This window comes from Methylocystis sp. MJC1 (genome assembly GCF_026427715.1).
In the GTDB taxonomy this organism is placed as follows: Bacteria; Pseudomonadota; Alphaproteobacteria; order Rhizobiales; family Beijerinckiaceae; genus Methylocystis.
Map to the genome: position 1 here is coordinate 41216 of NZ_CP107559.1, position 25259 is coordinate 66474.

At 58.0% G+C, this 25259-nt stretch carries 18 protein-coding genes and 3 pseudogenes; 10 read left to right on the forward strand and 11 right to left on the reverse strand.

Annotated elements, in window-relative coordinates; all coding sequences use genetic code 11:
* The first annotated feature begins 49 nt into the window (after positions 1-49).
* Together OGR47_RS19090 and OGR47_RS19095 are read left to right on the forward strand one after the other, a co-directional pair.
* Positions 50-1090 carry an IS110 family transposase gene (locus OGR47_RS19090; RefSeq protein WP_165056376.1) on the forward strand — a complete coding sequence of 347 codons (1041 nt, stop codon included), beginning with the start codon at positions 50-52 and terminating at the stop codon, positions 1088-1090.
* A gap of 300 nt (positions 1091-1390) precedes the next feature.
* The gene (locus OGR47_RS19095; protein WP_216697958.1) at positions 1391-2203 is read left to right on the forward strand and encodes an IS5 family transposase; all 813 of its coding nucleotides are present in this window, start codon (positions 1391-1393) and stop codon (positions 2201-2203) included.
* A 539-nt stretch (positions 2204-2742) separates the two neighbouring features.
* Here the strand turns inward: OGR47_RS19095 and OGR47_RS19100 are convergent.
* The 3 genes from OGR47_RS19100 to OGR47_RS19110 all read right to left on the reverse strand — a co-directional run bounded on the left by OGR47_RS19100 (position 2743) and on the right by OGR47_RS19110 (position 6051).
* Entirely contained in the window at positions 2743-3414 is a 672-nt protein-coding gene (locus OGR47_RS19100) for an IS6 family transposase (RefSeq protein WP_165056303.1), read from the reverse strand.
* Positions 3415-4210: 796 nt separating this feature from the next.
* Positions 4211-4651, reverse strand: coding sequence for a peptidoglycan-binding protein LysM (gene lysM, locus OGR47_RS19105; protein ID WP_216697964.1), 441 nt, complete (start codon positions 4649-4651; stop codon positions 4211-4213).
* 536 nt (positions 4652-5187) lie between these two features.
* On the reverse strand, positions 5188-6051 hold the full coding sequence (locus OGR47_RS19110; RefSeq protein ID WP_206527527.1) for a sigma-70 family RNA polymerase sigma factor: 864 nt from the start codon (positions 6049-6051) through the stop codon (positions 5188-5190).
* Between the two features lie 490 nt (positions 6052-6541).
* On the opposite strand from OGR47_RS19110, the gene OGR47_RS19115 reads away from it, so the two are divergent.
* The gene (locus tag OGR47_RS19115) at positions 6542-7069 is read left to right on the forward strand and encodes a Spy/CpxP family protein refolding chaperone (RefSeq protein WP_165056300.1); all 528 of its coding nucleotides are present in this window, start codon (positions 6542-6544) and stop codon (positions 7067-7069) included.
* 309 nt (positions 7070-7378) lie between these two features.
* Complete coding sequence (locus tag OGR47_RS19120; protein WP_253948143.1) at positions 7379-9178, forward strand: ABC transporter ATP-binding protein/permease; 1800 nt, start codon at positions 7379-7381, stop codon at positions 9176-9178.
* Between the two features lie 455 nt (positions 9179-9633).
* Here OGR47_RS19120 and OGR47_RS19125 read toward each other — a convergent pair whose 3' ends face one another.
* Positions 9634-9825: a CsbD family protein gene (locus tag OGR47_RS19125; protein ID WP_165056309.1), complete on the reverse strand. Its 192-nt coding sequence runs from the start codon at positions 9823-9825 to the stop codon at positions 9634-9636.
* A gap of 200 nt (positions 9826-10025) precedes the next feature.
* On the opposite strand from OGR47_RS19125, the pseudogene OGR47_RS19130 reads away from it, so the two are divergent.
* Both OGR47_RS19130 and OGR47_RS19135 read left to right on the forward strand, forming a co-directional pair.
* Positions 10026-10839 (forward strand): annotated as a pseudogene (locus tag OGR47_RS19130) (IS5 family transposase).
* An 86-nt stretch (positions 10840-10925) separates the two neighbouring features.
* Entirely contained in the window at positions 10926-11993 is a 1068-nt protein-coding gene (locus OGR47_RS19135) for an AI-2E family transporter (protein ID WP_216697965.1), read from the forward strand.
* 122 nt (positions 11994-12115) lie between these two features.
* On the opposite strand, the gene OGR47_RS19140 is transcribed toward OGR47_RS19135, so the two are convergent.
* The 6 genes from OGR47_RS19140 to dps all read right to left on the reverse strand — a co-directional run bounded on the left by OGR47_RS19140 (position 12116) and on the right by dps (position 14634).
* The gene (locus OGR47_RS19140; RefSeq protein ID WP_165056312.1) at positions 12116-12259 is read right to left on the reverse strand and encodes a DUF3096 domain-containing protein; all 144 of its coding nucleotides are present in this window, start codon (positions 12257-12259) and stop codon (positions 12116-12118) included.
* An 88-nt stretch (positions 12260-12347) separates the two neighbouring features.
* A complete protein-coding gene (locus OGR47_RS19145) occupies positions 12348-12503 on the reverse strand; it encodes a DUF3309 family protein (protein WP_165056313.1) in 156 nt (51 codons plus the stop codon).
* A 239-nt stretch (positions 12504-12742) separates the two neighbouring features.
* On the reverse strand, positions 12743-13555 hold the full coding sequence (locus OGR47_RS19150; protein WP_216697966.1) for an IS5 family transposase: 813 nt from the start codon (positions 13553-13555) through the stop codon (positions 12743-12745).
* Between the two features lie 49 nt (positions 13556-13604).
* Entirely contained in the window at positions 13605-13967 is a 363-nt protein-coding gene (locus OGR47_RS19155) for a response regulator (RefSeq protein ID WP_165056225.1), read from the reverse strand.
* Positions 13964-14155 carry a hypothetical protein gene (locus OGR47_RS19160; protein ID WP_165056223.1) on the reverse strand — a complete coding sequence of 64 codons (192 nt, stop codon included), beginning with the start codon at positions 14153-14155 and terminating at the stop codon, positions 13964-13966. The genes OGR47_RS19155 and OGR47_RS19160 overlap by 4 nt, the downstream gene beginning before the upstream one ends.
* Complete coding sequence (dps, locus tag OGR47_RS19165) at positions 14152-14634, reverse strand: DNA starvation/stationary phase protection protein Dps (RefSeq protein ID WP_165056221.1); 483 nt, start codon at positions 14632-14634, stop codon at positions 14152-14154. The genes OGR47_RS19160 and dps overlap by 4 nt, the downstream gene beginning before the upstream one ends.
* A gap of 296 nt (positions 14635-14930) precedes the next feature.
* On the opposite strand from dps, the gene OGR47_RS19170 reads away from it, so the two are divergent.
* Positions 14931-19325 (forward strand): chemotaxis protein CheB, encoded by a 4395-nt coding sequence (locus OGR47_RS19170; RefSeq protein ID WP_165056220.1) that lies wholly within the window; start codon positions 14931-14933, stop codon positions 19323-19325.
* Between the two features lie 488 nt (positions 19326-19813).
* On the forward strand, positions 19814-20191 hold the full coding sequence (locus OGR47_RS19175) for a hypothetical protein (RefSeq protein WP_165056218.1): 378 nt from the start codon (positions 19814-19816) through the stop codon (positions 20189-20191).
* On the opposite strand, the gene mgtA is transcribed toward OGR47_RS19175, so the two are convergent.
* A complete protein-coding gene (gene mgtA, locus OGR47_RS19180) occupies positions 20138-22915 on the reverse strand; it encodes a magnesium-translocating P-type ATPase (protein WP_165056216.1) in 2778 nt (925 codons plus the stop codon). The two genes, OGR47_RS19175 and mgtA, sit on opposite strands and share 54 nt — an antisense overlap.
* Before the next feature lie 498 nt (positions 22916-23413).
* Here mgtA and OGR47_RS19185 point away from each other — a divergent pair.
* Positions 23414-24190, forward strand: a pseudogene (locus tag OGR47_RS19185) (IS481 family transposase); the annotation flags it as partial.
* Positions 24191-24347: 157 nt separating this feature from the next.
* A pseudogene (locus OGR47_RS19190) lies at positions 24348-25253 on the forward strand (IS110 family transposase); the annotation flags it as partial.
* Between the last annotated feature and the right edge of the window lie 6 nt (positions 25254-25259).

Below are 25259 nucleotides of genomic sequence, written 5' to 3' on the forward strand. Positions count from 1 at the left end.
GAGACGGAGTCCGGCTTTCGTCGGCTCCAAGCATCATTGGAGGATGACCATGGACCATTATGCGGGGATCGACGTGTCTTTGGAAGCATCGAGCGTTTGCGTCGTCGATGGCGCCGGGCGAATCGTGCGGGAGGCGAAGATCTCCAGCGAGCCGGCGGCGCTCATCGGCTGGTTGGCGTCGCTCGGGCTGGATTTGGCGCGCATCGGCCTCGAGGCAGGGCCATTGTCGCAATGGCTTTACGCGGCGATGCACGAGGCGGGCCTGGCGGTGGAGTTGCTGGAGACGCGGCATGTGCGCACGGCTCTGCAGACGATGCCAGTCAAGACCGACCGCAATGACGCGCGCGGCATCGCGCAATTAATGCGGCTTGGTTGGTTTCGTCCGGTCCACTGCAAATCCTCGGCAGCGCAGGAGACGCGAGCGCTGCTGACGGCGCGCAAACTGGTTCAATCGAAACTCTATGACATTGAGATGAGCCTGCGCGGGATCTTGCGCGGCTTCGGGCTAAAGGTCGGGCCGACGACGCCGAAGCGTTTCGCACGGCGCATCCAGGAGCTCGTCGGCGGGTATAGGACGCTCGAGATCGTCGCAAAGGCGCTGCTTTCAGCGCATGCGGTCTTGCTGCGCGAGTTCGACATGTTCGAGAAGCTTGTGCGGGCGATGGCGCGCAAGGACAAGCGCGCGAGACTGATGATGTCGGCGCCGGGGGTCGGCGCGATCGTGGCGCTGACTTACGTTTCGGCGATCGATGATCCGTTGCGATTTTCCTCGTCGAAGCGGGTCGGGCCGCATTTCGGCCTGACGCCGAGGAAATATCAGTCTGGCGAAACGGACGTTAGCGGGCGGATTACCAAGATCGGCGACGCTGGCGTGCGCACGGCGCTTTACGAAGCCGCCAACGTCATACTAACGCGGCCGGTGAAGGGCTCCGGCCTCAAAAGCTGGGCGATGAAGCTCGCCCGGCGCGCCGGCATGAAGAAGGCGAAGGTGGCGCTGGCGCGCAAGCTCGCCGTGGTCTTGCATCGGATGTGGATCGACGGGACGCCGTTCGACGCCCGCAAGGCGACCTCGACTGTCGTGGCGGCGTAGGAGAGGAAAAGCAGGGTTTCGGGCGGGGCCAAACACCAGCCTTTCCCGAAGCGTTCGTCCCTCGCCGGGACGATGGATGGGTCAGACCGCAACACGCTCCGTGGGCTCAAGACCACGCGCAACTAGATTGGCCGGCCTCATCCTCATCTTATCCCATCAAGTGGCGGCCATCATTCTTGGCGCCGACCACGGACAGAAGAGTGAACCGGCGAAGGAAGAGCGTTGGGGATTGACAACGAAGCGCCCGTTACAGAAGAGGGTGTTATGTACTTTGGTGGTTGATTGTCTTAATGGAATCGGATGTCTCCGATTCGCAAACCGTATCCGTCTGATGTCAGCGACGAGGAATGGTCGCTGGTTGCGCCGTATCTGACGCTGATGGACGAGGGCGCTCCGCAACGTCAGCATTTGCTTCGTGAGCTTTTCAACGGCCTGCGCTACGTTCTGCGTTACGGCATAGCATGGCGCGCCATGCCCAACGATCTGCCGCCCTGGTCCGCAGTGTATCAGCAATCGCAGCGCTGGCTGGCGGCGGGCGTGTTCGAAGAGCTTGCGCAGGACCTGCGCGCCTTGTTGCGCGTCGCCTCCGGTCGCGCCGAGGAGCCAACCACGGCGATCATCGACAGCCGCACGCTGCGCTCTACGCCGGAAAGCGGTCCACGGGCCGGCTATGACGGCGCCAAGCGCAAGCGCGGCTCCAAGCTGCACATGGCGGTCGACACGCTGGGGCACTTGCTGGCGCTGCACGTTACGCCGGCGAATGTCGACGACCGCGCCGAGGTCGGCAAGCTCGCCGCCGCTGTGCAGGACGCCACCGGCGAGAGCGTCGAGCTTATTTATGTCGATCAAGGTTATACCGGCGAGAAAGCCGCCGAGGCGGCCAAAGCGCAGGGCGTCGAACTCTGCGTGGTCAAACTCTCCGAAGCGAAAAAAGGCTTCGTGCTGTTGCCCAAACGCTGGGTTGTCGAACGATCCTTCGCTTGGGCGACCCGATGCAGGCGGCTGGTCAAAGACTACGAACGCTACGCCGACACACTCGCTGGCCTCCACGTCGTCGCTTTCGCCTGCCTCATGCTCAAACGCGCAGCCGACTTCATAATACAGAGTGCATAACACCCTCTAGAGTGCAGCTATGAGGCCAGGGGGGAGCCGTTAACAGGTTGAGGAGATTGTGCCTACGCGTCCCTGTTGCTGTTCTGTCGATTTCCACCAGTCGCGCAGCCGCACTTCACCGAGCGCTATGACGCGAATAAGCGATGAGGTGGCCTGAGAGCGGGAATGTGTTTCGTGTGTGGACACTCCGTGGAATGCAAGCTGTTTTTCTTTGGCTTCTAGCATGTGGTCAGGCTTGTTCGCGTGTCCGACCTCATAATGCGGCCGTTCACTCGCCACGGGCTCGTGGAAGTACGCGGATCGGGTCCAAATCGGCGTGGCGCGCTCGAAGCGCTCCGAAACACTCTGGTTTTCCCGCCCCCGTCTCATTGACCGTTTGCCCTTACCCCCTGATCGACCTGCTCTCATCCCCGACGACCCGAACCCGGACGACGCCTTACGCGGCGGCCGCGTTCGAAGCTCGATAGATCCCTCCCTTTGTCATTAAGGTTCGCAAATTTTGCATGAGGGCGAACGCAGGACGGCAGGCCTCTCGAGACTTACGCCGCGAGAGCGTAGAACTGCTTCGCTGGGCGCAATTTAGCCGTCGTTTGCAACTGCCCTTTTCGGCTCATATGCATGAGCTCGACGCCGGTGAGCGTCGCCGCGGCTGAGCGAAAGGATTTGAACCCCAGCGTCGGCCGCGCCACCCGCTTGATCGCTCTGTGGTCCTGTTCGACGATGTTGTTGAGATATTTCCTTCGCGGGATTTCGATGCCCGCCTCGTGCTCTGCGTTGTAGCTCTCGATCGCCGCTGTGTTGGCGCCGCTCTTGTCGATCGTAATCTTCTTTGACGCGCCATTTTGACCGATCGCTCGTCGCAGGAACCGAACCGCCGCTTTGCGATCCCGTTTGGCCGTCAGCCGGAAGTCCACCGTGGCGCCGGCTTTGTCGACGGCTCTATAGAGATATCGCCAGGAGCCTTTGATCTTCACATAGGTCTCATCCAGCCGCCAGCTGGAACCGATCGGCCGGTTGCGGGAACGGAACCGACGGTCCAGCTCGAGCGCGTATTTGACGACCCAACGATTGAGCGTCGAATGGTCGACCTCCACCCCGCGCTCTTCCATCATCTCCTCGAGCTGCCGGTAGCTCTTCGGGTAGGCGACGTACCAGCGAACGCCCCACAGGATTACGTCACGTTCAAAATGGCTGCCTTTGAATTCGATCATCTGCTATTCGCGCCGGCCCTCCGAGGCAGAATAACGCAGGCCGAACGTTTGCGATAGAACCAAGTTAAGCCGTGTTCTGCGGCATGCGGAAATGAACGCGCACGGCTTTCGCCCCCTCGCCGGATCAACGACCGCGTGCTTCGCTTACACATACTATGGAAACCCAATATCAGATGCCCATATATAGGAAAACCGCGCATCCGCGATCGCGAGCGCGCGCAGAAAATCATGGGGTTCTCTAATGAATGTCAAAAACGCAATGCTCGCTGTTGCTTTCAGCGGAGCCTGTCTTATCACTAGCGCCTCGGCATTGCCGATTTTGAGTGTGCCGGGCGTTACGACTGCAACACAGGTGCGCGACGACAACGCAGGTGACATCGCCGGTAGGGTTATTCGAGGCCTTGGGGGCTCTAACAGGCACCGAGACAGCGATTACGACGGGCGTCGCTACCGGGACCGCGATTATTATGGACGTCGCGATCGTGGTTATGATCGCCCTCGCTATTAGACCCTCGAAATCGTGAACGAGAGTGTCGCCGGGCTTCGGCGAGAATGGCTTGCGCTGATCGTATAAATCACTCTCGGGCGCGGGCGAGGCTTACTTTAGCCCGGGTTAGCGGATCTCTGGCGTGCGCCGCCGGATCGGCCGGCGGAGTGGTGCGTGCAGCCTTCCTGGGCCACCTTCCAGAACCCTGCGCGCCAATTCGTCCGAACTCCGGTGGAAAGGCGAAGCTTCGCAACTCCCTTCCTCCGTTTCCGTTCGGATGGACCGCCTATTGCAAGCTCACACCTTGGCTCAGGGGATGCGGAGCCTTTGCCCCGGATAAATTTTATCGGGGTCCCTTAGCAGTTCTTTATTCGCCTCGAAGATCTCTTTATATCTCGCGCCCTTTCCGTGGCCATAATGCGATTCAGCGATCTTCCAGAGCGTATCGCCTCGTTGCACGGTATAGAATTTGGATTCGGCGTTGGCGTTTACAGCGACAATGTTGTTCTCAACCCTAGCCACCCCCTTGGCGGTGTCGACGGCGCGAACAATCTTATCCACATCTGCCGCCGTGGGTGCGCTGCCGCTGAGCGTCACCCTGTCGCCATCGATCTTAATGTCGATCTTGGATGCATCGACACCCTGCTTGGCGATTTCTTTCTTCAGATCTTCGACAGTAACCGGAGTGATGGCGCCTGTTGTGGGGGGCGGGGCTTTACCCTTGCCGGTTATAAAATCCAAAAGGCCCATTTTGCTCTCCTCTGACACGCACAGGCAATTGGCCTTGCACAGCGCCGATATCACCGGCATTTAGCCACGGGCATCAACTCTAGGGACCGTGAAGTCGTTCCTGGACAATCAGGCCAGAGGCCGTGGGCTGGCTCCCAAGCTCTTCTCTTTCATCGTTAGCTTCAGCGAGACTTTAGCTCAAAGCCGTCAATCGCAGCCCACACCTTGACTCGATCGGCTCCATGGTCTCCTCCGTCCGGTGCCGGACTCCCGTTCACGGAGGGCTTAGCTCCGCAAACCAAACCCTCCTGGATGTGAGCATCCGCTCCATCAACACATTTTGGAACTTGCGCACGGTGCCGACTCGCAGGGTTTGCATGAGGTCAGATGATGCAGCGAGCAAACCGTTACCCAAGGGGACGAGTTATTCGGTGAAGTGAACGCTAAGAAACAGCTATCGTAACGCGCGTTGAAAGGACGATAGCTTCGGTCTACCGTAACGCTGAGAGCATTGCATCGCAGGATACCTTCCGAATAGCTGCTTTTTCGCCAGCCTGCTAATGGCGAAGCCGACTTTGAGTCCTTTTGTGCTCCCCCTGTGCATCTTCGATGAAGACGAAGCCCATTGCATGCGCTTCGGGGGGCCGCTCCTCGATGTGCGCGAAGCTCGCGCGAACCTCCCGCTGAACCTTTCCGAACGCGCGCATCTCAATTTGTCGGATACGCTCGCGCGACACACCAAATTCCCCGGCTAGAGTTGCCAGCGTCACGGGATTATCTGCAAGCCGGCGGGCCTCCAGAATTCGACGCTCTCGCGGATTCAGAACCTTGAGCGCGGTCCGCAATGACATCTGCCGATTGTCGCCTTCTTCATGGTCGACAAGAACATTCTCCTGATCATCACTGTCGTCGACAAGCTGCTTTACGCCAAGGCGGGTGGCCATCGTCCCGACGTTCTCAGGGCTGAGGTCGCCTTCCTCATATGCCAAAAGGCGGCTCTTGGCGTGACGGAGGTTGAAGAATAGCTTCTTCATGTTCGCGCTTGAGCCCATCCTCACCAGAGACCAGGACCTTAGAACGTAATCTTGAATCGAAGCCCGAATCCACCACCTCGCGTAAGTTGAGAGGCGGAAACCACGATCTGGTTCGAAGCGCTTGACTGCTTGCATGAGTCCGAGATTGCCCTCTGAGATAAGGTCCCCGACGGGGAGACCATAGCCGCGGTAACCGATGGCCATTTTGACGACGAGGCGTAGATGCGAGGTTATGAGATCGCACGCGGCCTGTGAATCCTCGTGCTCACGCCACCGTCGCGCTAACATCTGTTCCTCCTGCAAGTCCAGCATGGGGAACTGGCGGATTCGAGATAGATAGCGGATAAGTCCGCTTTCGGGGGAGAGCATGGTTATGGTAGCCGGCATTATCTGCTCCTCGTGAGAGATTCTCGCATAGCGAAACCGAAGCAACATTGACTTGTGTCGTCATAGAAATTCCAACGCGTTCCAAAGGCGAACAACCACATTAGGCCAGGTACGATCGTGCGCTAGCCCCGGAAATTACCCATTCGCCGCGCTGCGGCTTCCCATCAACTGCAGAGCCCCAAGCTTGAAACGCGTTATGCGGTTGAAGGCGCGCGGTGGCATTGTGCGTTGGATTTCGATGGTCGGCCGCCCATCATCCGCCAATCGCCTAGGCGCGCCTCCCCCTTGCCGGCATCTACACACCGCTCCCTTCGAGTTCGATTAAAATATCGATCAAGCCCGACTTCAGCGGCCGTAGGTAGATTCCGAGGCTGAAACCGTCACTTCGTCGTCGGCTATGTTGAAACCGATCCTCCTATGTCTGGACCGATGGCGAAGCCGTCTTTTTTGCAGTGGAGGATATCGATTCCTCTCAGTCAGGTGAACCTTAATGAACATACGAATTCTGATTGCGACGACCGCAGCGGCCTTACTCTTGCCTGGACTTTCCTTGGGGGCCTCCGCAGCGCCGCGCGAAAAGGCCGGAGAACAAAATCAGCTTTCAGCGGATCATATGGCCGCCTTTACGGACGCGCGCATAGCCGCTCTGAAAGTCGGGTTGAAGCTCACGGCAGCGCAGGAAAAGAATTGGCCTGCGCTGGAATCGACGCTTCGCGATGTAGCCAAAGATCGAGCCGCGCGCACCCTCGAGTGGCGCCAGAATGCAAAGGATCGTCACGAGAAGGGCGACGTCATTGAAGGGTTGCGACTGCGCGCCAAAGGGCTCTCAACACGCAGTGTGGAGCTGGAAAAGATCGCCGATGCAGCGAAGCCCCTCTATGACAATCTAGACGATTCTCAAAAGCTCCGTTTCGGCGTGCTTCTCCATGAGGTCTTCAAACATCACGACCATCAATGGCATTGGGGCATGCATCCCGACGAGCATCTGGACGAACCTGACGATGCCGAGAACAAGTAACGTGCGTCAGTCATTGTCTTGGGACATAACGATGCGAGAGCGCTAACACATTGCCGGTCTCAGACCGTCAGCAGGACCCTCCTTTATAAGGAAAGCTCCTGCTGACGGGTGAAAAACGGATTGGATAAGTCGCGCTGTCAGCCGTATCAGTTGGCCTCCGCTGTATCGCATTTGCAACGAGCGATAGAGGAACGGAAACAAGAATATCGCTATTGAGAGTCTTATCGAGGCTCCGCCACCGCAAGCGCCGCATGATAACCGCTGTCGAGTTTACGATTTCACCAATGCATCTAGCGTTGGAGGTTCTCCATGGCTGAAGCTCTTCGTCCAACAGCTGACGCACGGCTTTTACGTCACTTCGCATATCTCTCGTTCGGCTTCTGGACGGGACCAACACGCAGCAAGGCTGCCCTTTTTGTCCTTGGCCTCTTTGGCTGCCTGGTCTTGAACCTCATCCCTGCTATCGCCGTGAACCGATGGAACAAGTTTTTCTTTGACGCGCTGCAGAGCAAGGACCAGCGCCTGCTCCTTCTCGGCATAAGCCTTTTCCTGGCGCTAGCCTTGACCTCGTCAATGACGAGCGTTGCGCTGCTGCAAATGCGCATGCGCTTCCAGTTGCGCTGGCGAGAATGGCTGACGCGAACGCTTGTGAGGCGCTGGATGGAGCGCCGTCGCTTTTATCAGCTCAGCGTCCTTCGGCTTGTCGATAATCCGGAAGCGCGCATCGCCGAGGACGGGCGGATTGCCATTGAGCTCTTCGTCGATTTTGCGACCGGCGTCACGAATGCTCTGCTCATGGCGGCCTCCTTCGTCAGCGTTTTGTGGTTCATCGGCGGCTCTTTAACCCTCTGGGGCGTAACGGTCCCCGGTTATCTTGTGATTGCCGTCGTGTTCTATTCCGCATGCACGTCCTACGGCATGTTGCTTTTGGGGGGACCGCTCGTCTCGCGCGTCGAGGCGAAGGCTGTTGCTGAGGCAGATTTTCGCTTTGAGCTCTCGCACACGCGCGAGAACGCCGAAACGATCGCGCTTATAGGCGGCGACGATGCGGAGCGGGAGCGCCTCTGCACGCGATTTGATCAAGTCGCACTGCGCTGGGTAGCGGTGATTGGACGGCAGGCGCGCATGTTATTCTTGTCGAGTGGCAATAATGTTCTCGCGCCCGTCATCCCGCTCATGCTGGGGGCGCCCAAATATCTCGCCGGCGACATCTCGCTCGGCGACCTCATGCAAGCGGCGGCGGCCTTTATACAGGTTCAACTAGCGCTCAATTGGCTGGCCGACAACTCGATGCGCCTCGCCGACTGGTTCGCCTCGGCGCGACGCGTCGCGGCCCTCGACCTCTTCTTCGACAACCTCGACAAGCTCGCTATCGGAGCCGAGGCCAAGATGATCGATCTCGCTTTCAGCGACGATGGCGCATTGCATCTCTGCGGACTATCGATCGCCCAGCATGATGGCACGCAGATGCTCGCTGACACCGATGCAGTGATTAGACGTGGCGAGAAGATACTTGTGAAGGGAGAGTCGGGCACCGGCAAGAGTACGCTGATTCGCGCAATCGCCGGACTGTGGCCTTGGGGCAGCGGCCGCATTCTTCGTCCGAGGGATGCGCGCGTCGCATTCATGCCGCAGCAACCATACATGCCGCGGGGAACTCTGCGGGATGCGCTCGACTATCCCCATGACGCCAACCCGCCGGACCCGGCGCGCATCGAAAAAATCCTCGTTACCTGCGGGCTCGCTCATCTCGTTTCGCGATTGGACGAGGAACAGAGTTGGTCCGATATGCTTTCAGGCGGCGAACAGCAGCAGCTTGGTTTCGCACGTGTACTGTTGAGACCTCCCGACATCATCATCATGGACGAACCCACCTCGGCCCTCGACGATCTCGGCCAGACCCGTCTGATGGAACTGCTCAGCGAAGAGGCGCCCAACTCGACCATCATCCACGCCGCACGACGAAACGTCGACCAACGCTTCTACGACCGCGAGATTCAGCTTAAGGCGAGACCGGCGTCGAATGGTCAAGGAGTGGTAGATTTTCGTCGGGCGGCTGTCATCCGACGTATCAACGAATCTAGGCAAAGCGCCGAACAGCTAGAATGAACGAAGCCTTCCTGCTTACCGCGAACGACATCATAGCCGGAGTGTATGGGCGGAGGTGATAGGGTGAGACAAGCGAGGGGCCAATGGCGGAGCAAAAGGCAGTCATTAAGACTTGGCCGCTGAGGTTAAGCATGGCTCGGGAAAAAATTGCTCACCTGGTTGCGTCATCCCTTCCTGTGCGACTCAACGCAGGCCGAGGAAGGAAAGAATGGCCAGGATGATCACGATGAGACCGACGAGGTAAATAATGCCGTTCATAGGATCCTCTATAAGTTTGTCAGTTATCGGATCCGCTTGCGAGGTAAGTTCAAGCCGGCGGGGCGCTGACGCCCTCCTCAGGCCTTCTCCACAGCCGAGTTGAAGCATGGCGGCGGGACAGTATCGTTGCGCCCTTCAAAGCCGGCCTGCTCAGTCCGCTCTGAAAGGCGTTTTCTTACTTGAGCCGACAAGGCAAATCAGGCCTTGTCGATGATTTTCTTAACGGCTTCCTTGGCGTTACCGACAGCCCCTTGAGCCCCGCCCTTGAGCTTCTGCGCGGCGCCCTCGATCTCGAGGCTCGGATTGCCGACGGCCTTGCCGACAGCCTCTTTGACCGCGCCGGCCGCTTCATTTGCTGCGCCCTTGATCTTGTCTTTTGTACCGCTCATAGGTCGTCTCCTAATGGAAAAGATGACAATGCATTGATCGGCACTGCACCGGCATTGCATCAGTCGATTTCTTGTTCGACGACAAAATTGTATCTGGGAAGGAGAGGCATCGGATAGCTTCGGAAAACACCTACGAAGAAATCAGGCGCATTCTAGAGGGTGTTATGTACTTTGACGATTGATTGCCTTAGTAGAATCGGATGTCTCCGATTCGCAAACCGTATCCTTCTGACGTCAGCGACGAAGAGTGGTCGCTGGTCGCGCCTTATCTGACGCTTATGGACGAGGGCGCGCCGCAGCGCCAACATTCGCTGCGCGAGCTGTTCAACGGCCTGCGTTACGTGCTGCGCTACGGCATTGCATGGCGCGCCATGCCCAATGATCTGCCGCCGTGGTCCGCCGTGTATCAGCAATCGCAGCGCTGGCTGGCGGCGGGCGTGTTCGAGGCGCTGGCGCAGGACCTGCGCGCCCTGTTGCGCGTCGCCTCCGGTCGCGCCGCGGAGCCGACGGCGGGCGATCATCGACAGCCGGACCTTGCGCTCGACGCCAGAGAGCGGCCCGCGGGCAGGCTATGACGGGGCAAAGCGAAAACGCGGCTCGAAGCTGCGCATGGCGGTCGACACATTGGGCCCTTTGCTGGCGCTGCATGTCACCCCCTCCAATGTCGACGATCGGGCCGAGGTCGGCAAGCTCGCCGCCGCCGTGCAGGAGGCGACGGGCGAGAGCGTTGAACTCATCTATGTCGATCACGGCTATACCGGCGCAAACGCGGCCGAGGCGGCAAAGGCGCAGGGCGCCGAACTTTGCGTCGTCAAACTGACCGAAGCAAAGAAGGGCTTCGTGCTGTTGCCCAAGCAATGGGTGGTCGAGCGTTCATTCGCCTGGGCGACACGATGCAGGCGGCTCGTCAAAGATTACGAGCGCTATGCTCAGACCCTCGCAGGCTTCCACGTCGTCGCGTTCGCATGCCTCATGCTCAAGCGCGCTGCAGAATTCTTGCTCCAAGGTGCATAACACCCTCTAAAGAAGCAAACCTTCACAGTCAACTTTCGATAAAGTGTCTGCTATACAAGGTCACACGGTGGTGACGGATCACGCGAATGCGCGTTATTGAAGACACAGCGTTTTTGGCCTTGACGTTGGCGGTATCCGCCGCCTTCGCTTGGATACTTTGGCCCTTCTACGGAGCGATACTCTGGGGAACCGTGATCGCAATCGTGTTTGCGCCAATGTATCGACGCCTTTCGAATGCATTGCAGCAAAGACGAAATCTTGCCGCCGTCGCGACGGTGATGATCGTTGTCTTGGTGGTGATCCTTCCATTGAGTCTGCTCGCAGCGTCAATGGCGCAAGAGGCATCCGGTGTATACGATCGAATCCAATCAGGCGATCTAGACCTCGTAAGCGTTTTTCGACAACTCGTCGACGCCTTGCCTTCATGGGCCGCCGATCTCCTGCGGCGCTTTGGTCTGACTAGCCTAGGAGAAGCGCAAGAAAGGTTGTCCGCCGCCCTTATCAAGGGAAGCCAGTTTTTTGCGGCAGAGGCGCTCGTCATTGGACAAAGCGCGCTGAGCTTCATCGTGAGTCTTTGCGTGATGCTCTACCTCTTGTTCTTCCTGCTACGCGACGAAGAGGTGTTGGCTCGCCAAATCAGGGACGCGATTCCGATTCGCCTTGAGGAGAAAGGCGCTCTCTTCCGCAAATTCGCGGTCGTCATTCGGGCCACGGTCAAGGGGGATCTACTTGTGGCGCTCCTGCAAGGAGCGCTCGGCGGCCTCATTTTCTGGATCCTCGGAGTCAGCGCCCCGCTGTTATGGGCCGCATCGATGGCTCTTCTATCTCTGGTCCCGGCAGTAGGCGCTGCCTTGGTTTGGGGTCCGGTCGCCATCTATTTCCTGACGACGGGCGCAATTTGGCAGGGTATCGTTCTGATTACTTATGGCGCATTCGTAATGGGTCTTGCGGATAATGTTCTTCGTCCGATTCTGGTGGGCAAAGACACCAAGATGCCTAACTATGTTGTGTTGATTTCCACACTGGGCGGCATCGAAATGTTTGGTCTCAACGGCTTTGTCATCGGGCCAGTGATCGCGGCGATGTTCATCGCGGCTTGGGATATTTATTCCTCAACGCGGCAGGGAGCGCACACAGCGTCTGCCAACCGATGATTTCCACAATATGTCTCGGCCAGTCGGATTTGTTAACCGAACGTTTATAGCGAGATGGCAGCCCCAGGGAGCGCCTGACGGCGACGGGGCTCCCGCCTCTTTCCGCCGACGTTAAAGTTTGATCATTTGATCAGCCCGAGGCCCAATATGCCCGAGACGATCAAAAAGACCGCTACGATGTAATTGAGCAATTGCGGCATGATCAGGATAAGGATGCCGGCGATCAAGGATACGATCGGTTGAAGGTGCGCTAAGCCTACAGTCATAATCTTTCTCCGCAGATTGGAAGATTCGATTTATAGAGGGAACATGGCGTGGCTTTGACGCGATAGCCTTTCAAGTGAGCCGTCACTCCTAAATTTTGCCGAGAAGAACGAAGATCAGGACGACGATGAGAACGGTTCCCAATGTCCCGGAAGGGGCATAGCCCCAACTCGCACTATGCGACCAATTCGGAAGTGCGCCGACGAGCAACAGGATGAGGAGCACAAGGACGATCGTGCCAAGCATGAGAATACCTTTCTGTTTGTTGCCTGTCGTAATGCTCGGGCGAATCTGACTTCGCTCAGCGTGACCGCCGAAATTGAACCCCGAAAAGAGCGCGGCCAACGGTCTTTTGAGTCGGCATGATCGATCCCTGATGTGCAGGCCGACAAGATTCGGAATATACTCATTGACCGGCGCCGCGACCTTATGCCGCCTAACTACGTTCCAAGTCTGGAGAAAGTGTCATATTCGTCTAGAGGGTGTTATGCACTCTGTATTATGAAGTCGGCTGCGCGTTTGAGCATGAGGCAGGCGAAAGCGACGACGTGGAGGCCAGCGAGTGTGTCGGCGTAGCGTTCGTAGTCTTTGACCAGCCGCCTGCATCGGCTCGCCCAAGCGAAGGATCGTTCGACAACCCAGCGTTTGGGCAACAGCACGAAGCCTTTTTTCGCTTCGGAGAGTTTGACCGCGCAGAGTTCGACGCCCTGCGCTTTGGCCGCCTCGGCGGCTTTCTCGCCGGTATAACCTTGATCGACATAAATAAGCTCGACGCTCTCGCCGGTGGCGTCCTGCACAGCGGCGGCGAGCTTGCCGACCTCGGCGCGGTCGTCGACATTCGCCGGCGTAACGTGCAGCGCCAGCAAGTACCCCAGCGTGTCGACCGCCATGTGCAGCTTGGAGCCGCGCTTGCGCTTGGCGCCGTCATAGCCGGCCCGTGGACCGCTTTCCGGCGTAGAGCGCAGCGTGCGGCTGTCGATGATCGCCGCGGTTGGCTCCTCGGCGCGACCGGAGGCGACGCGCAACAAGGCGCGCAGGTCCTGCGCAAGCTCTTCGAACACGCCCGCCGCCAGCCAGCGCTGCGATTGCTGATACACTGCGGACCAGGGCGGCAGATCGTTGGGCATGGCGCGCCATGCTATGCCGTAACGGAGAACGTAGCGCAGGCCGTTGAAAAGCTCACGAAGCAAATGCTGACGTTGCGGAGCGCCCTCGTCCATCAGCGTCAGATACGGCGCAACCAGCGACCATTCCTCGTCGCTGACATCAGACGGATACGGTTTGCGAATCGGAGACATCCGATTCCATTAAGACAATCAACCACGAAAGTACATAACACTCTCTAGCTCATGCTCTTGGGCCTTCGAGCGCACGCTGTATGGCGTATATGAGGTCGGCTTCGCGGAAGGGCTTTTGAACCGCAACGGCGGCGGGCCTGGACGCCTTGATTCTTGAAATATCCCCGCTGACAAAGAAGTGAGGGATAAATCCGGCGTCGCATATTTGATCAACTGCGGAGACGCCGCTTCCATCGCGCAGCAATGCATCAATAATCATCAGTTCTGGTTTGCAGCGAAAAGCGGCGGCCACTGCGTCCGCTTCGGAGCTCTCAATGCCGCAAACCTCGTGTCCCATCGTTTCGAGCGTTTCGGCAAGCAGCTCGCCGAGCATGGAGTCATCCTCGACGAGAAGGATGCGAAGTGCTTTCATCGGTTCACCTCGCCTCCCGCTCCGCCTTCGTTCAACCAGATTTCGATCCGATCGTTCAGCTCCAACGGCGAGCCGCCGGTCACAATCAAAGGAAAGACCGGTGCGGGAACGAGTATCGCACGAGCTTCCTGCACTGAAACGATCGGGCCGCTTTCGGGAGCGGTTCGACGGCGGGGACGATTCTTCACTTTTTCGGCGCCAAATGAGATTCCACGAACCACAGTTGCTGGTCGACGCCCCGAGAGATTTCGGTAAACACGTCCGCCGTGTCCGCATCGCCAAAGGTGCTTGCCAGATTGATGGCTTCTCGTGCCGATTGGCCGAATGCCGCAAGGGTTCCAGAAACAGCGAATACGTGTTCTTGCACAGCGGCGATGTCGAGAGGATAGGGAACGAGGAAGGAGCGTTCCGCCGCTGCCTGAACTGTGCCGTGCGCGGCCCCGCCGAGAGCGCCGACGCGCTCGGCGATGAGGTCGGAAACCTTTTCTACCTCTACCGAGACCTTGTCGAAGAGCTCGTGGATCGCAATGAAGCCAGGTCCGCGCACGTTCCAATGCGCCTGCTTCACCTGGGCGTGCAGATCTATTGCCGCCGCCAGATGCTTGTTGAGGAGTTCAATGGATTGCGCCCGAATGATTTCGGATAATGTGTTATGGGTCTGGTGCACAGCTGAAGCTCCACGAGCTTGCGAAGGGAAGACCGCTGAATGACTCGAGCCCAGGGCTTCAATGGCCAGATCGCAAGTCTTAAGTCTCGATGATAGCCGAAGGTCTTGGGCCAAGAGAAGGCACGGAAACTACTCAGGCTATCGCCCGGCACTCCAATCCGGCCACTTGGAGCCAACGCCAACTTCAGCGATCGCCTGCCTGCTTCAATGGACGCGCCAGACGTTCAAAATCGACCCAAAGGATGAGGCATGATAAGCATAAGCAGTTATGTCGTGAGGTAAAGTCAGAAGAGCGAATGCCGAAAAGCTATCCGCAGGAAATCATGAGGACTCGACCACAACCGAAGAAACGCATCTCTTCGGCGCCAAGGTCCGCCGGGGAACACAGTGAATTTCTGGTCGTGGGGATCGGTGCGTCGGCGGGCGGCCTCGACGCATGCAAGAAGCTTCTGGGCAACCTCCCCGCCTCCGATCGTATGGCGTTTATCCTGGTTCAACATCTCGATCCCACGCACGAAAGCATGATGGTGGAGCTGCTTTCGGCACACACGTCGATGACCGTCGTGCAGGCAAGGGACCGCATGCCGATTGAGCCCAATCATTTTTATGTGATCCCTCCAGGGACATATCTGGCTGTCGACGAGGGAGTGCTACGCCTCACGCAACCGCTTGCGCCTCACGGCGCGCGTCTGCCCTTCGACTTCTTGCTGCATACGCTGGCCAGGAATTTCGGCCCGCGCGCAGTCTGCGTGATTCTATCGGGAACCGGAACCGACGGTAGCCTGGGGTTGAAAGCGATCAAGGAAAATCATGGCCAGGTTATCGTGCAAGATCCTGCGGAGGCGGCATTTGACGGGATGCCGCGCAGCGCGATTATGACCGGCGTGGTGGACTTGGTGCTTCCTGTAGCGACGATTGGAGAGGCGCTCGTCGCATATGACCAACGGATGGCTGGTTCAAACAAGCATTACGGAAATTCTCGAGCGGACCCAGGAGATTATCTTCCGCAGATCGTCGACCTGCTGCGCACAAAGACCGCCCACGATTTTACGCTTTACAAGCCGGGCACGCTGGAACGCCGGATCGAGCGGCGGATGGGGATGATTGGTGGCAAGGTCGCCGACACGAAGCAGTATCTTGACCTGCTACGAGGCGACGCCAACGAGCTTGACCTTCTGGCAAAGGACTTGCTCATCCATGTGACGAGTTTCTTTCGTGACGCTCGGACCTTCGCGCTGCTGGCGGAGAAGATCGTCCCCGATATTGTCAAGAACCACGCGCCTGATCGAAACATTCGCATATGGGTTGCAGGATGTAGCACGGGCGAAGAAACCTATTCCCTCGCCATGCTGTTCCTCGAGCAGATCGCTGCAGAAGATCGTAGCCTCAAGCTTCAGATCTTCGCCTCCGATATCGACCCGGACGCCGTCGCCAGCGCGCGCGAAGGTCTCTACCAGGAAACCATCGAAAAAGAAGTTTCGGCGGCGCGCCTCGCCCGCTTCTTCACGAAAGAAGATCATTGTTATCGGGTGACGCCCGAGCTGCGTTCAACGGTGGTTTTCACGGTACAGGATTTACTCGCCGATCCCCCCTTTTCCCGTCTCGATTTGGTTTCATGTCGCAATCTTCTGATCTATTTGCGGCCCGAGGCGCAGGAGAAGGTGATCGCCCTGCTCCATTTCGCCTTGCGGGAAGGGGGCGTCGTTCTCCTTGGCGGCGCCGAGACGATTGGTAATGTCGAGGGTCGCTTCGAGGCAATCTCCAAAGTGGACCGCATCTATCGGCGTATAGGTCGGAGCCGACCGGGCGAGCTCAGCGCTTTGATAAGCCCCGCCTATGGAGCCGGGCCGCCCCGGCGTCAAGATCAGGAACAGAAAGGGTTGCGCCCGGCGGCCCTAGCCGACCTTTGCCGACGGTTAGTCATGGAGACCTACGCGCCGGCGGCTGTGCTGATCAATCGCAAGTATGAGTGTCTCTATTTTCTCGGGCCGACGGACAGCTATCTGAAAGTCGCGGCCGGTCATCCCGTTCAAAACCTGCTCATGATGGCGCGCGAGGGCTTGCGGACCAAGCTCAGGGCGGCGCTTCAACGGGCGGGTCAGGAGAATAGACGCATCGTCGTCGCCGGCGGGAAGATGAAACGAAATGGCGACGCGCTTTCATTCAGCATCGCCGTGCAGCCGGTTGTGAGCGAAGGGGAAGAGCTGCTGCTGGTTTGCTTCATCGACCAGCCTGAACCCGCTCCCAGGCGAGGCCACCAAGTGGCTTCCGGAGAATTTTCACGGATCACCGAACTCGAGCAAGAACTCGAGGTTACGAAAATCGAGCTTCAGGGCGCGATTCACAATCTGGAGATTTCCAGCGACGAGCAGAAGGCGGCCAACCAAGAAGCGTTGTCCGCCAATGAGGAACTGCAATCCACGAACGAGGAGCTTCTGACCTCGAAGGAGGAATTGCAATCACTCAATGAGGAGTTGACCGCCCTCAACGCCCAGCTCCAAGAAACATTGGAACGGCAGCGCATATTGTCCAACGATCTGCAAAACGTTCTCTACAGCACTGATGTGGCGACGCTCTTTCTGGACGCCAATCTCAATATCCGCTTCTTCACACCGACCACCAAACTGCTGTTCAGCATCATCCCCACCGACGTTGGCCGGCCGTTGGCGGACCTCCGCTCTCTGGCGGCGGATGACGCGCTTCTAGCGGACGCACAAGCAGTGCTGCAAAACCACCTGCCGATTGAACGAGAAATAGAGGCTCAGACCGGCTCCTGGTATAGCCGCCGGATCATGCTTTACCGCGCCCAGGATGATCGTGTCGAAGGCGTTGTGGTCACCTTTACCGATGTCACCGAGAGACGTCAGGCGCTGCAAGCGCTGGAAGCAGCAAAACGTCAGGCGCAACAGGCTAATATGGCAAAGTCGCGCTTTCTCGCCGCTGCAAGTCATGATCTCCGTCAACCGCTACAATCGCTCGTGCTGCTGCAGGGGCTGTTGGCCAAGACCGTCAAGGGAGAGAAGGCAAAGAAGCTGGTCGCGCGCTTCGACGAAACGTTGAACGCGATGTCCGGCATGTTGAACGCGCTGCTCGACATCAACCAAATCGAGGCCGGCACGGTCAGACCGGAAATTGTCTGCTTTCCGATCAACGATCTTCTCGAGCGGCTGAAAAGAGAGTTCGGCTATCACGCGCAAGCACAGGGACTTTCCTTCCGGATGGTCTCGTGCGAGCTTTCGATATGCACCGATCCGGCGCTGCTCGAGCAGATGATCCGCAACCTGTTGTCTAACGCCCTGAAGTACACCCGAAAAGGCAAAGTGTTGCTCGGTTGCCGCCGGCGGAAGGGAATGCTGAGCATCGAAATCTGGGACACCGGAATCGGAATCCCCGATGGCGAACTTCGTGCCGTCTTCGACGAGTATCATCAGATCAACAACGCGGCGCGCGAACGCAAACGGGGACTTGGGCTCGGTCTTTCCATCGTGCAGCGCCTAGGAGGTCTGCTCGGCCATCAGGTCCGCGTCGCCTCTAAACTTGGCAAGGGCTCGGTCTTTGCCATTGAGGTCACAGTCCCGACAGACGGGTCCGCGCCGCTGCCGGAAGGGGGTATTCGCGACAAGATTATCGAAGTAGCCAAAGGCGCTCCGCACACAGGCGCGGTTCTGGTGATCGAGGATGATCCAGAGGTTTGCGATCTCCTTAAAATTCTCCTTGAAGAGGTGGGTTATCGCACAATGACGGCGCCAGATGGAATTGCGGCGCTCGACCTCGTTTTGCACGAAGGCTTCCACCCCGATCTCATTGTCGCGGACTACAATCTTCCAAGTGGCATGGACGGGCTCGACGCCGCCGGGACGCTTCGGAAAAGACTTCAGCGGCAGATCCCGGTCATTATTTTAACTGGCGACATATCGACGAGCGCCTTGCACAAGATCGCGATCGGAGACTGTGTCCAGCTTAACAAGCCCGTAAAATCAGCCGAGTTGATGCGGGTCGCCGAACGGCTTCTCGCGCAGTCCGGTTTCACAGCGTCGCCACGCACTCCTGTTCCGAACAGAGGCGAAGATACCAAGGACCGGGAGCTGGGCGTCATCTCCGTCGTCGATGACGACAAGCGGGTCCGCGAGACGCTGCGGGAAGTGCTCGAAGACGATGGACGGGTCGTCAAGGAATTCGACGCCTGCGAGGGGTTCCTCGAAACCTATCACCCGGGCCGAGAGGGCTGTCTCCTGCTCGACGCCTATCTTCCTGGGATGAACGGAATCGACTTGCTGAGACGGCTGCAAGAGCGCGGCGCGCATCCGCCGACCATCATGCTCACTGGCGCCGCCGACGTAACGATGGCTGTCGAGGCTATGAAGGCAGGAGCGTTCGATTTCGTCGAGAAGCCGATCAGCCGCGACGACCTGCTGGCCTGCGTCAAGCGCGCGCTCGAACACGCGCGGGATGCGAACAAGTTGGCGGAATGGCAAGAGAATGCCGCAGCTCACATGGCTGGTCTGACCGAGCGACAGCGCCAGATCCTCGATTTGGTCCTCGCTGGGCACCCTAGCAAGAATATCGCCGCCGATCTTGGCATTAGCCAACGCACCGTCGAGAACCATCGCGCTTCGATCATGAAGAAGATGGGCGCGAAATCTCTTCCGGAGCTGGCCCGCTTAGCGCTTGCGCCTACTTCGAAAGGCTGATGGCGGGCGACATGTTTATAATTGCGCGTCGAGCAATGGCCTCCACGACCCGATTGCACTTATAGGCGACGATTAATTTTGACGCGATCTCAATGTGCGCGGAGCATGCCCGCTTCTTGAGGCTCACGACCTTCCCTCACTTCTCAGAGACGCGGTGGAGAATTTTTCACTCCGGCCTTTTTCGTGCGCGGTTTTAAATGAGCACCCGGTTCTACGTGCGCCTTCTCGCTCCCTGAGTTTGGCGACGAAGACGGGACCCTCGCAGGCTCATTTGTCGGAGTCGGAGCTTGCAGGGCGCCGCCGCTTTCATTTGTTGGTCTATTTTGTGTAGCTTCATCTCGGCTAGGAACCTCGTCTGGCATAGGTCCCTTGTTGGGAGACCCGCCGACGCATTTCGTGTTGTGTGGATCACAACTTGAACTAGCGTCACTCCGATCTCGCCGGGGTGAGTCGAGTTCTGTCGAAGCCTCCGATGGCGGCGATGTTGGATGTTCGACAGTGGTACTGCCATTAGCTGGGTGATTAGTAGTAAAGATCGCGCCAATTCCGGCGTTAATCAGAGCACGGAATTGGACGATCTCTTCGAGCGGCACCGCATAAACGCCTATTCCAAATCCGATCGCCCCAGTGATCATTGCGGCAATGATGGTCAGGAAAGCTGCTCGCGACATTCGATTCATCCTCCGAAAAAGAATACCCAGCTTATCGCAGGGGCATATTCCATGCTTTGGCTGTTGCAGCAGCGATTATTCCTTTCGGTCCGCATCCATATCCTTATACGCCCCACTGTCATTGTGGATATGTTCCTCGCTTCAGCTCTTCTCTTGGAGTTTTTCCCGCGACAACCCACTGGAAGCGAGCGCTAAATTACGGACGAACTCGTCGCGTTTCGAACCACCGGTTCCACCAAGCCAGCGATAAAAGCTGTTCTTGGCGACTTCGACAATCACCAGATAAACAACCACCATCGCCGACAATATGAAATAAAATCGACCAGGGAGCGGCTCAAACCCGAAATAGGGCCCCAAAGGAGTAAAGGGAAGTATCGCGCCCATCGTAGCGATAGTGAGGGATGTCGCGACGAGGACGGGATGCGCACGGCTTTTGAAAGGATTGCCGCGCGTGCGAATGATGAAGATCACCAAAACCTGAGTGGATAGCGATTCAACAAACCAGCCGGTCTGGAACAGCGCCTCATTCGCCTTCATCACGACCAACATAACGTAGAAAGTTAGAAAGTCGAACACGGAACTGATCGGTCCGATGACGAGCATGAAGTTGCGAATAAAGCTCATGTCCAGGACATGCGGACTGCGTACGTCCTCAGGATCTACTTCGTCAAGAGGGATCGGCACCTCCGAAATATCGTAGAGAATGTTGTTGAGGAGGATCTGAGTTGGCAGCATCGGCAGGAAGGGAAGAAACAGCGCCGCGCCCGCCATGCTGAACATATTGCCGAAGTTGGAGCTGGTGCCCATCATTATATATTTCATGATATTTGCGAAGGTGCGACGACCTTCCAACACGCCGTCGTGGACGACAAGCAGATCCTGATCCAGCAGGATCATATCGGCTGCTTCTTTAGCGACGTCGACGGCTGAATCCACCGACAGGCCTACATCGGCCGAGTGCAAGGAGGGCGCATCGTTAATGCCGTCGCCCAGATACCCGACGACATGACCGCGGGCTTTGAGCGCGAGGATTACTCGATCTTTCTGCGATGGATTGACCCGACAAAACAAATTGGCTTGTCCGACCCGGACACGCAAGGCGGAATCATCCATCTCTCCGATCTCTTTCCCCGTCAGCACTCCCGTAACGGGGATTTTCAAGGTCGTGCAGACGTGTTGGGTGACCAATTCGCTATCGCCGGTGACGATCTTTACCGTTACGCCGCTTTGGGCCAACGCCGCGAGCGCCGCGCCGGCGCTTTCCTTTGGCGGGTCTAGAAATCCCGCGAACCCCGCGAATACCAACCCCTCCTCGTCGCCGACAACGGCATGAGGATGGTCCTTCGGAACCTGCCGCCAAGCGATGCCCAAGAGACGAAAGCCTTCTTTTTCGAGGGCGATGCGTTGTCCCTGAATCCGTCCAATTCCGGTAGCATCGAGTGGAGGCTGGGTCTTATTCCCCTGTTCTTCATACCGATTACAAAGAGCCACGATCTCCTCGGATGCGCCCTTGACCACCAGCAATCGGTCGTCGCCTTTCTCAACTAAAACAGAGACGCGGCGCCGCTCGAAGTCGAAGGGAACTTCGTCGATCTTTTTCCACGCGCTCACGTCGATGTCGTGGTGGTCGAGGATCGCGTCGTCGAGGGGGCTTTTCAGGCCGGTCTCGAAAAAGCTGTTGAGATAGGCAAGTTCCAAAACACGGTCGCTAGGCTTCCCTTCCCCATCCACATGCTGTTCGAGCTTTATCTTCGCCTCAGTCAAGGTGCCGGTCTTGTCCGTGCAAAGGACATCCATCGACCCAAGATTTTGGATGGAGGCCAAGCGTTTGACGATGACGCGCTTCCTCGCCATGTGCAGCGCGCCCCGCGACAAGGTGACGGACACCACCATTGGCAGGAGTTCCGGGGTCAGCCCCACCGCAAGCGCGACTGCAAACAGAAAGGATTCAAGCCAAGGCTTGTGTAGTAGCGCATTAACCAGCAGGACAAACAGCACCAATAAGATTGTCAGGCGCATAATGAGCAGGCCGAAACGATGCGTGCCGATCTCGAAGGCGGTGGGCGGCGGCCGGCGACTAATGCTGTCCGCAATGGCCCCAATGGCCGTGTTGGCGCCTGTCTTCACCACGCGCATTCTGCCGCTGCCGCTGATGACGCTTGTGCCCATGAACACGGCATTGGCGGCGTCTTGCAGATCGGTCGCATCACCCGATAGGGTTCCGGAACGCTTTTCGACAGGATAGGGCTCCCCGGTCAACAGCGCCTGCTTGACGTACAAATCGCGCGCTTCCAGGACCAAGCCGTCCGCCGGGATCATATCGCCGGCGGAGAGCACGACGAGGTCGCCTGGAACCACATCGGTCACCAGCGTATCCAATGGTTTGCCGTCGCGTATCACCATGGCCCGCAGCGATACGGACTGACGCAAGCTTTCTGCGGCTTTACCGGCGCGGTGCTCCTGAACGAAATCTAGCGTCACGCTGAACAGCACCATCGCCGAGATGATTAGAAAGTTGGCGACTTCGCCGGTCAGCGCTGAAATCGCGCTGGCCACGAGCAAAAGAACGACGAGAGGGTTCTTGAAGCGAGAGAGAAATTGCAGAAGCGGTGACTGTTGCTGTCGGTCGCGAAATAGGTTGGAGCCAAACTCGGCGAGACGCGAACGCGCCTCTGCGCTCGTCAAGCCAGCCGCGTCGGTAGCTAAATCCGCCTCGTGGTTCGCAAGAGGCTTCAGCCACCAAGCAGCTTCGTCAGGCTGGACCTTGGATCTTGCGTTGGACTTTTTCCAGAGAAGGAGTCGATGACTCACCCACAAGGTTACGAAGGCTACGAAATATACGGCAAAAAAGTAATAGAGGAATCGAGGCACGATCAAGCCCGCGTGGATCGGCACGATGGCGGAACTGGTGAGAGTCATTAGAGCCCCATTTCTGGATACGCCGCAGCCTGGCCTGGAGACGCGGCGATCCACGCCGACGCGTGAATAAATCCCTCACAAAAACCCCGTGAGTCGACGGGCATTTTTCCTCATATACGCTAAGGTGTTACATATTGGGGCGCAATCCGTTTTACCTCAAGGCCGGCCATAAGGGCTTTCGGCACAAACACGTCTAGACGCAGAAAGGGCCCGGCTGGTCGTGTCTCATTAAGGCGAGCGTGCGCACGCCGACCAATATCCCTAAGAGGTGCCCCATGGCCGATATCCAAATAGCGAATATCGAGCAGCATCCAAACGGAAGATTGCTTTTTAGCGTTCGGGCGCAGGCTAGCGGGGGTAGGATGGAATTTCCGATCGCGGTGCAGGATGAAGGAAGTGCGGAGCGGAATGAAGTAGCTGCCCTCCGATCTACGCTTCGCTTTGCCGAGGAATTGGCCGAATCCGTTCGGCTACGCCTAGGATTATGAACTTCCGGGTGTCGCCTTCCGCCGTCACACATTGCTGCCCTTGGACGACTGCCTCTATGCCCTCCAGGCGACTATTCCCCACCTGACGCGATCGTCGCTGCATCGCTGTCTTCAGCGCCACGGCATCTCACGGTTGCCGAGCGTCGAGGGCGAGGTCTCCGCCAAGCGGAAGTTCAAAGCCTATCCGATTGGCTATTTCCATATCGACATCGCCGAAGTGCGCACGGCCGAAGGCAAGCTCTACATGTTCGTGGCGATCGACCGAACGTCGAAATTCGCTTTCGTCGAACTGCATGAGAAGGCCACGACGCGGATCGCCGCCGACTTCCTGTTCGCGTTGATCAAAGCCGTTCCCTATAAAATCCACACGGTGCTCACGGATAATGGAACGCACTTTACTGATCCCCGCGGCGAGACCTGGACCCCTGCGGAAATCAAGCAAATGCTGGCGGAGGGGCGACCCTTCAGGGCGCATGCGTTCGAGTTCGCCTGCGCCCGCGCCGATATCGATCATCGCCTGACCAAGCCCAAGCATCCTTGGACCAATGGCCAGGTTGAGCGCATGAACCGCACGATCAAGGAAGCGACGGTTAAGCGCTACTTCTATGAAACGCACGCAGAGCTGCGAACGCATCTCGACCACTTCGTCACCGCATACAATTTCGCCCGCCGCTTGAAGACCCTCAAAGGCCTCACGCCGTACGAATTCATCTGCAAACTCTGGACGAAAGAGCCAGACAGATTCATACTCGATCCGCTCCATCAGATGCCGGGACTAAACATCTAGACGACACTGCCGCGATAATGAGGCCAACCGCCAATGCTTGGGTGCACGCATGTCTGACATCGCAGAACAAATACGAAAAGAATTAGGGATTGGCAGAAGCAATGCGGCATCAGCGTGCACCAAATCCTTGTGGCAGCTGTGAGCGCGATCGTCTACGATCCGCACCCGGGCGCCTGCGGCGCGGCGTATCGTGTTCGAAACAGGCCCCTTGTCCGTGTGGTTTTATCATGCCCTTCAAGAAGAAGGATTGCCGGCAATCTGCATTGATGCTCGTCATGCGAAGGCAGCTCTAGACATGGCCACGAACAAGACCGATGCGAATGATGCTGACGGCTTGGCACATCTTGCCGAGGTGGGCTTCTTCCGTGAGGTTCGCGTGAAGGGGTTCGATAGTATGCTTTCCCGCACGCTCGTAGCAGCACGCACCCGCCTGGTCAGGATCGCCACTGAACTTTCGAACCAGATCCGTGGCATCATGAAGACGTTCGGTTTAATCGTGCCACCAGGCAAGGGCAGCTCATTCGAGAAGAATGTCCGTCCCCTTCTTGCTGATCAGGACGGGCTGGCGTCGATCGTGCTGCCGATGCTGGAGGCGTGGCGAAGCGTTCGCATCCGCGCCGCCGAACTTGGACGTCAGCTCATAGCGGCAGCACGACAAAGCCATGCTTGCCGTATCCTTATGTCAATTCCTGGCGTCGGCACGATCACAGCGACCTCCTTCGCGACTGCGATCGAGGATCCGAATAACTTCAAGAATTCGCGCTCGGTTGGCGCTTGGCTTGGGTTGACGACCCGACGCTATCAGTCAGGTGAGGTGGACTATGACGGCCACATATCCCGACGCGGCGATCGCCATTTACGAGGGCTTCTCTACGAGGCGGCGACAGTCATCCTGACGCGCAGCTCAGCCGACAGCGGCTTGCGGAGATGGGGGCTCGCGCTCAAACAGAGGCTTGGCTTCAAGCGAGCTGCAGTCGCGGTCGCGCGCAAGCTGGCGGTCATAATGCACACGATGCTCAAAACCGGGACCTTCTTCGACCGAATGGCGGGGATAGCCGCATGACAGTTC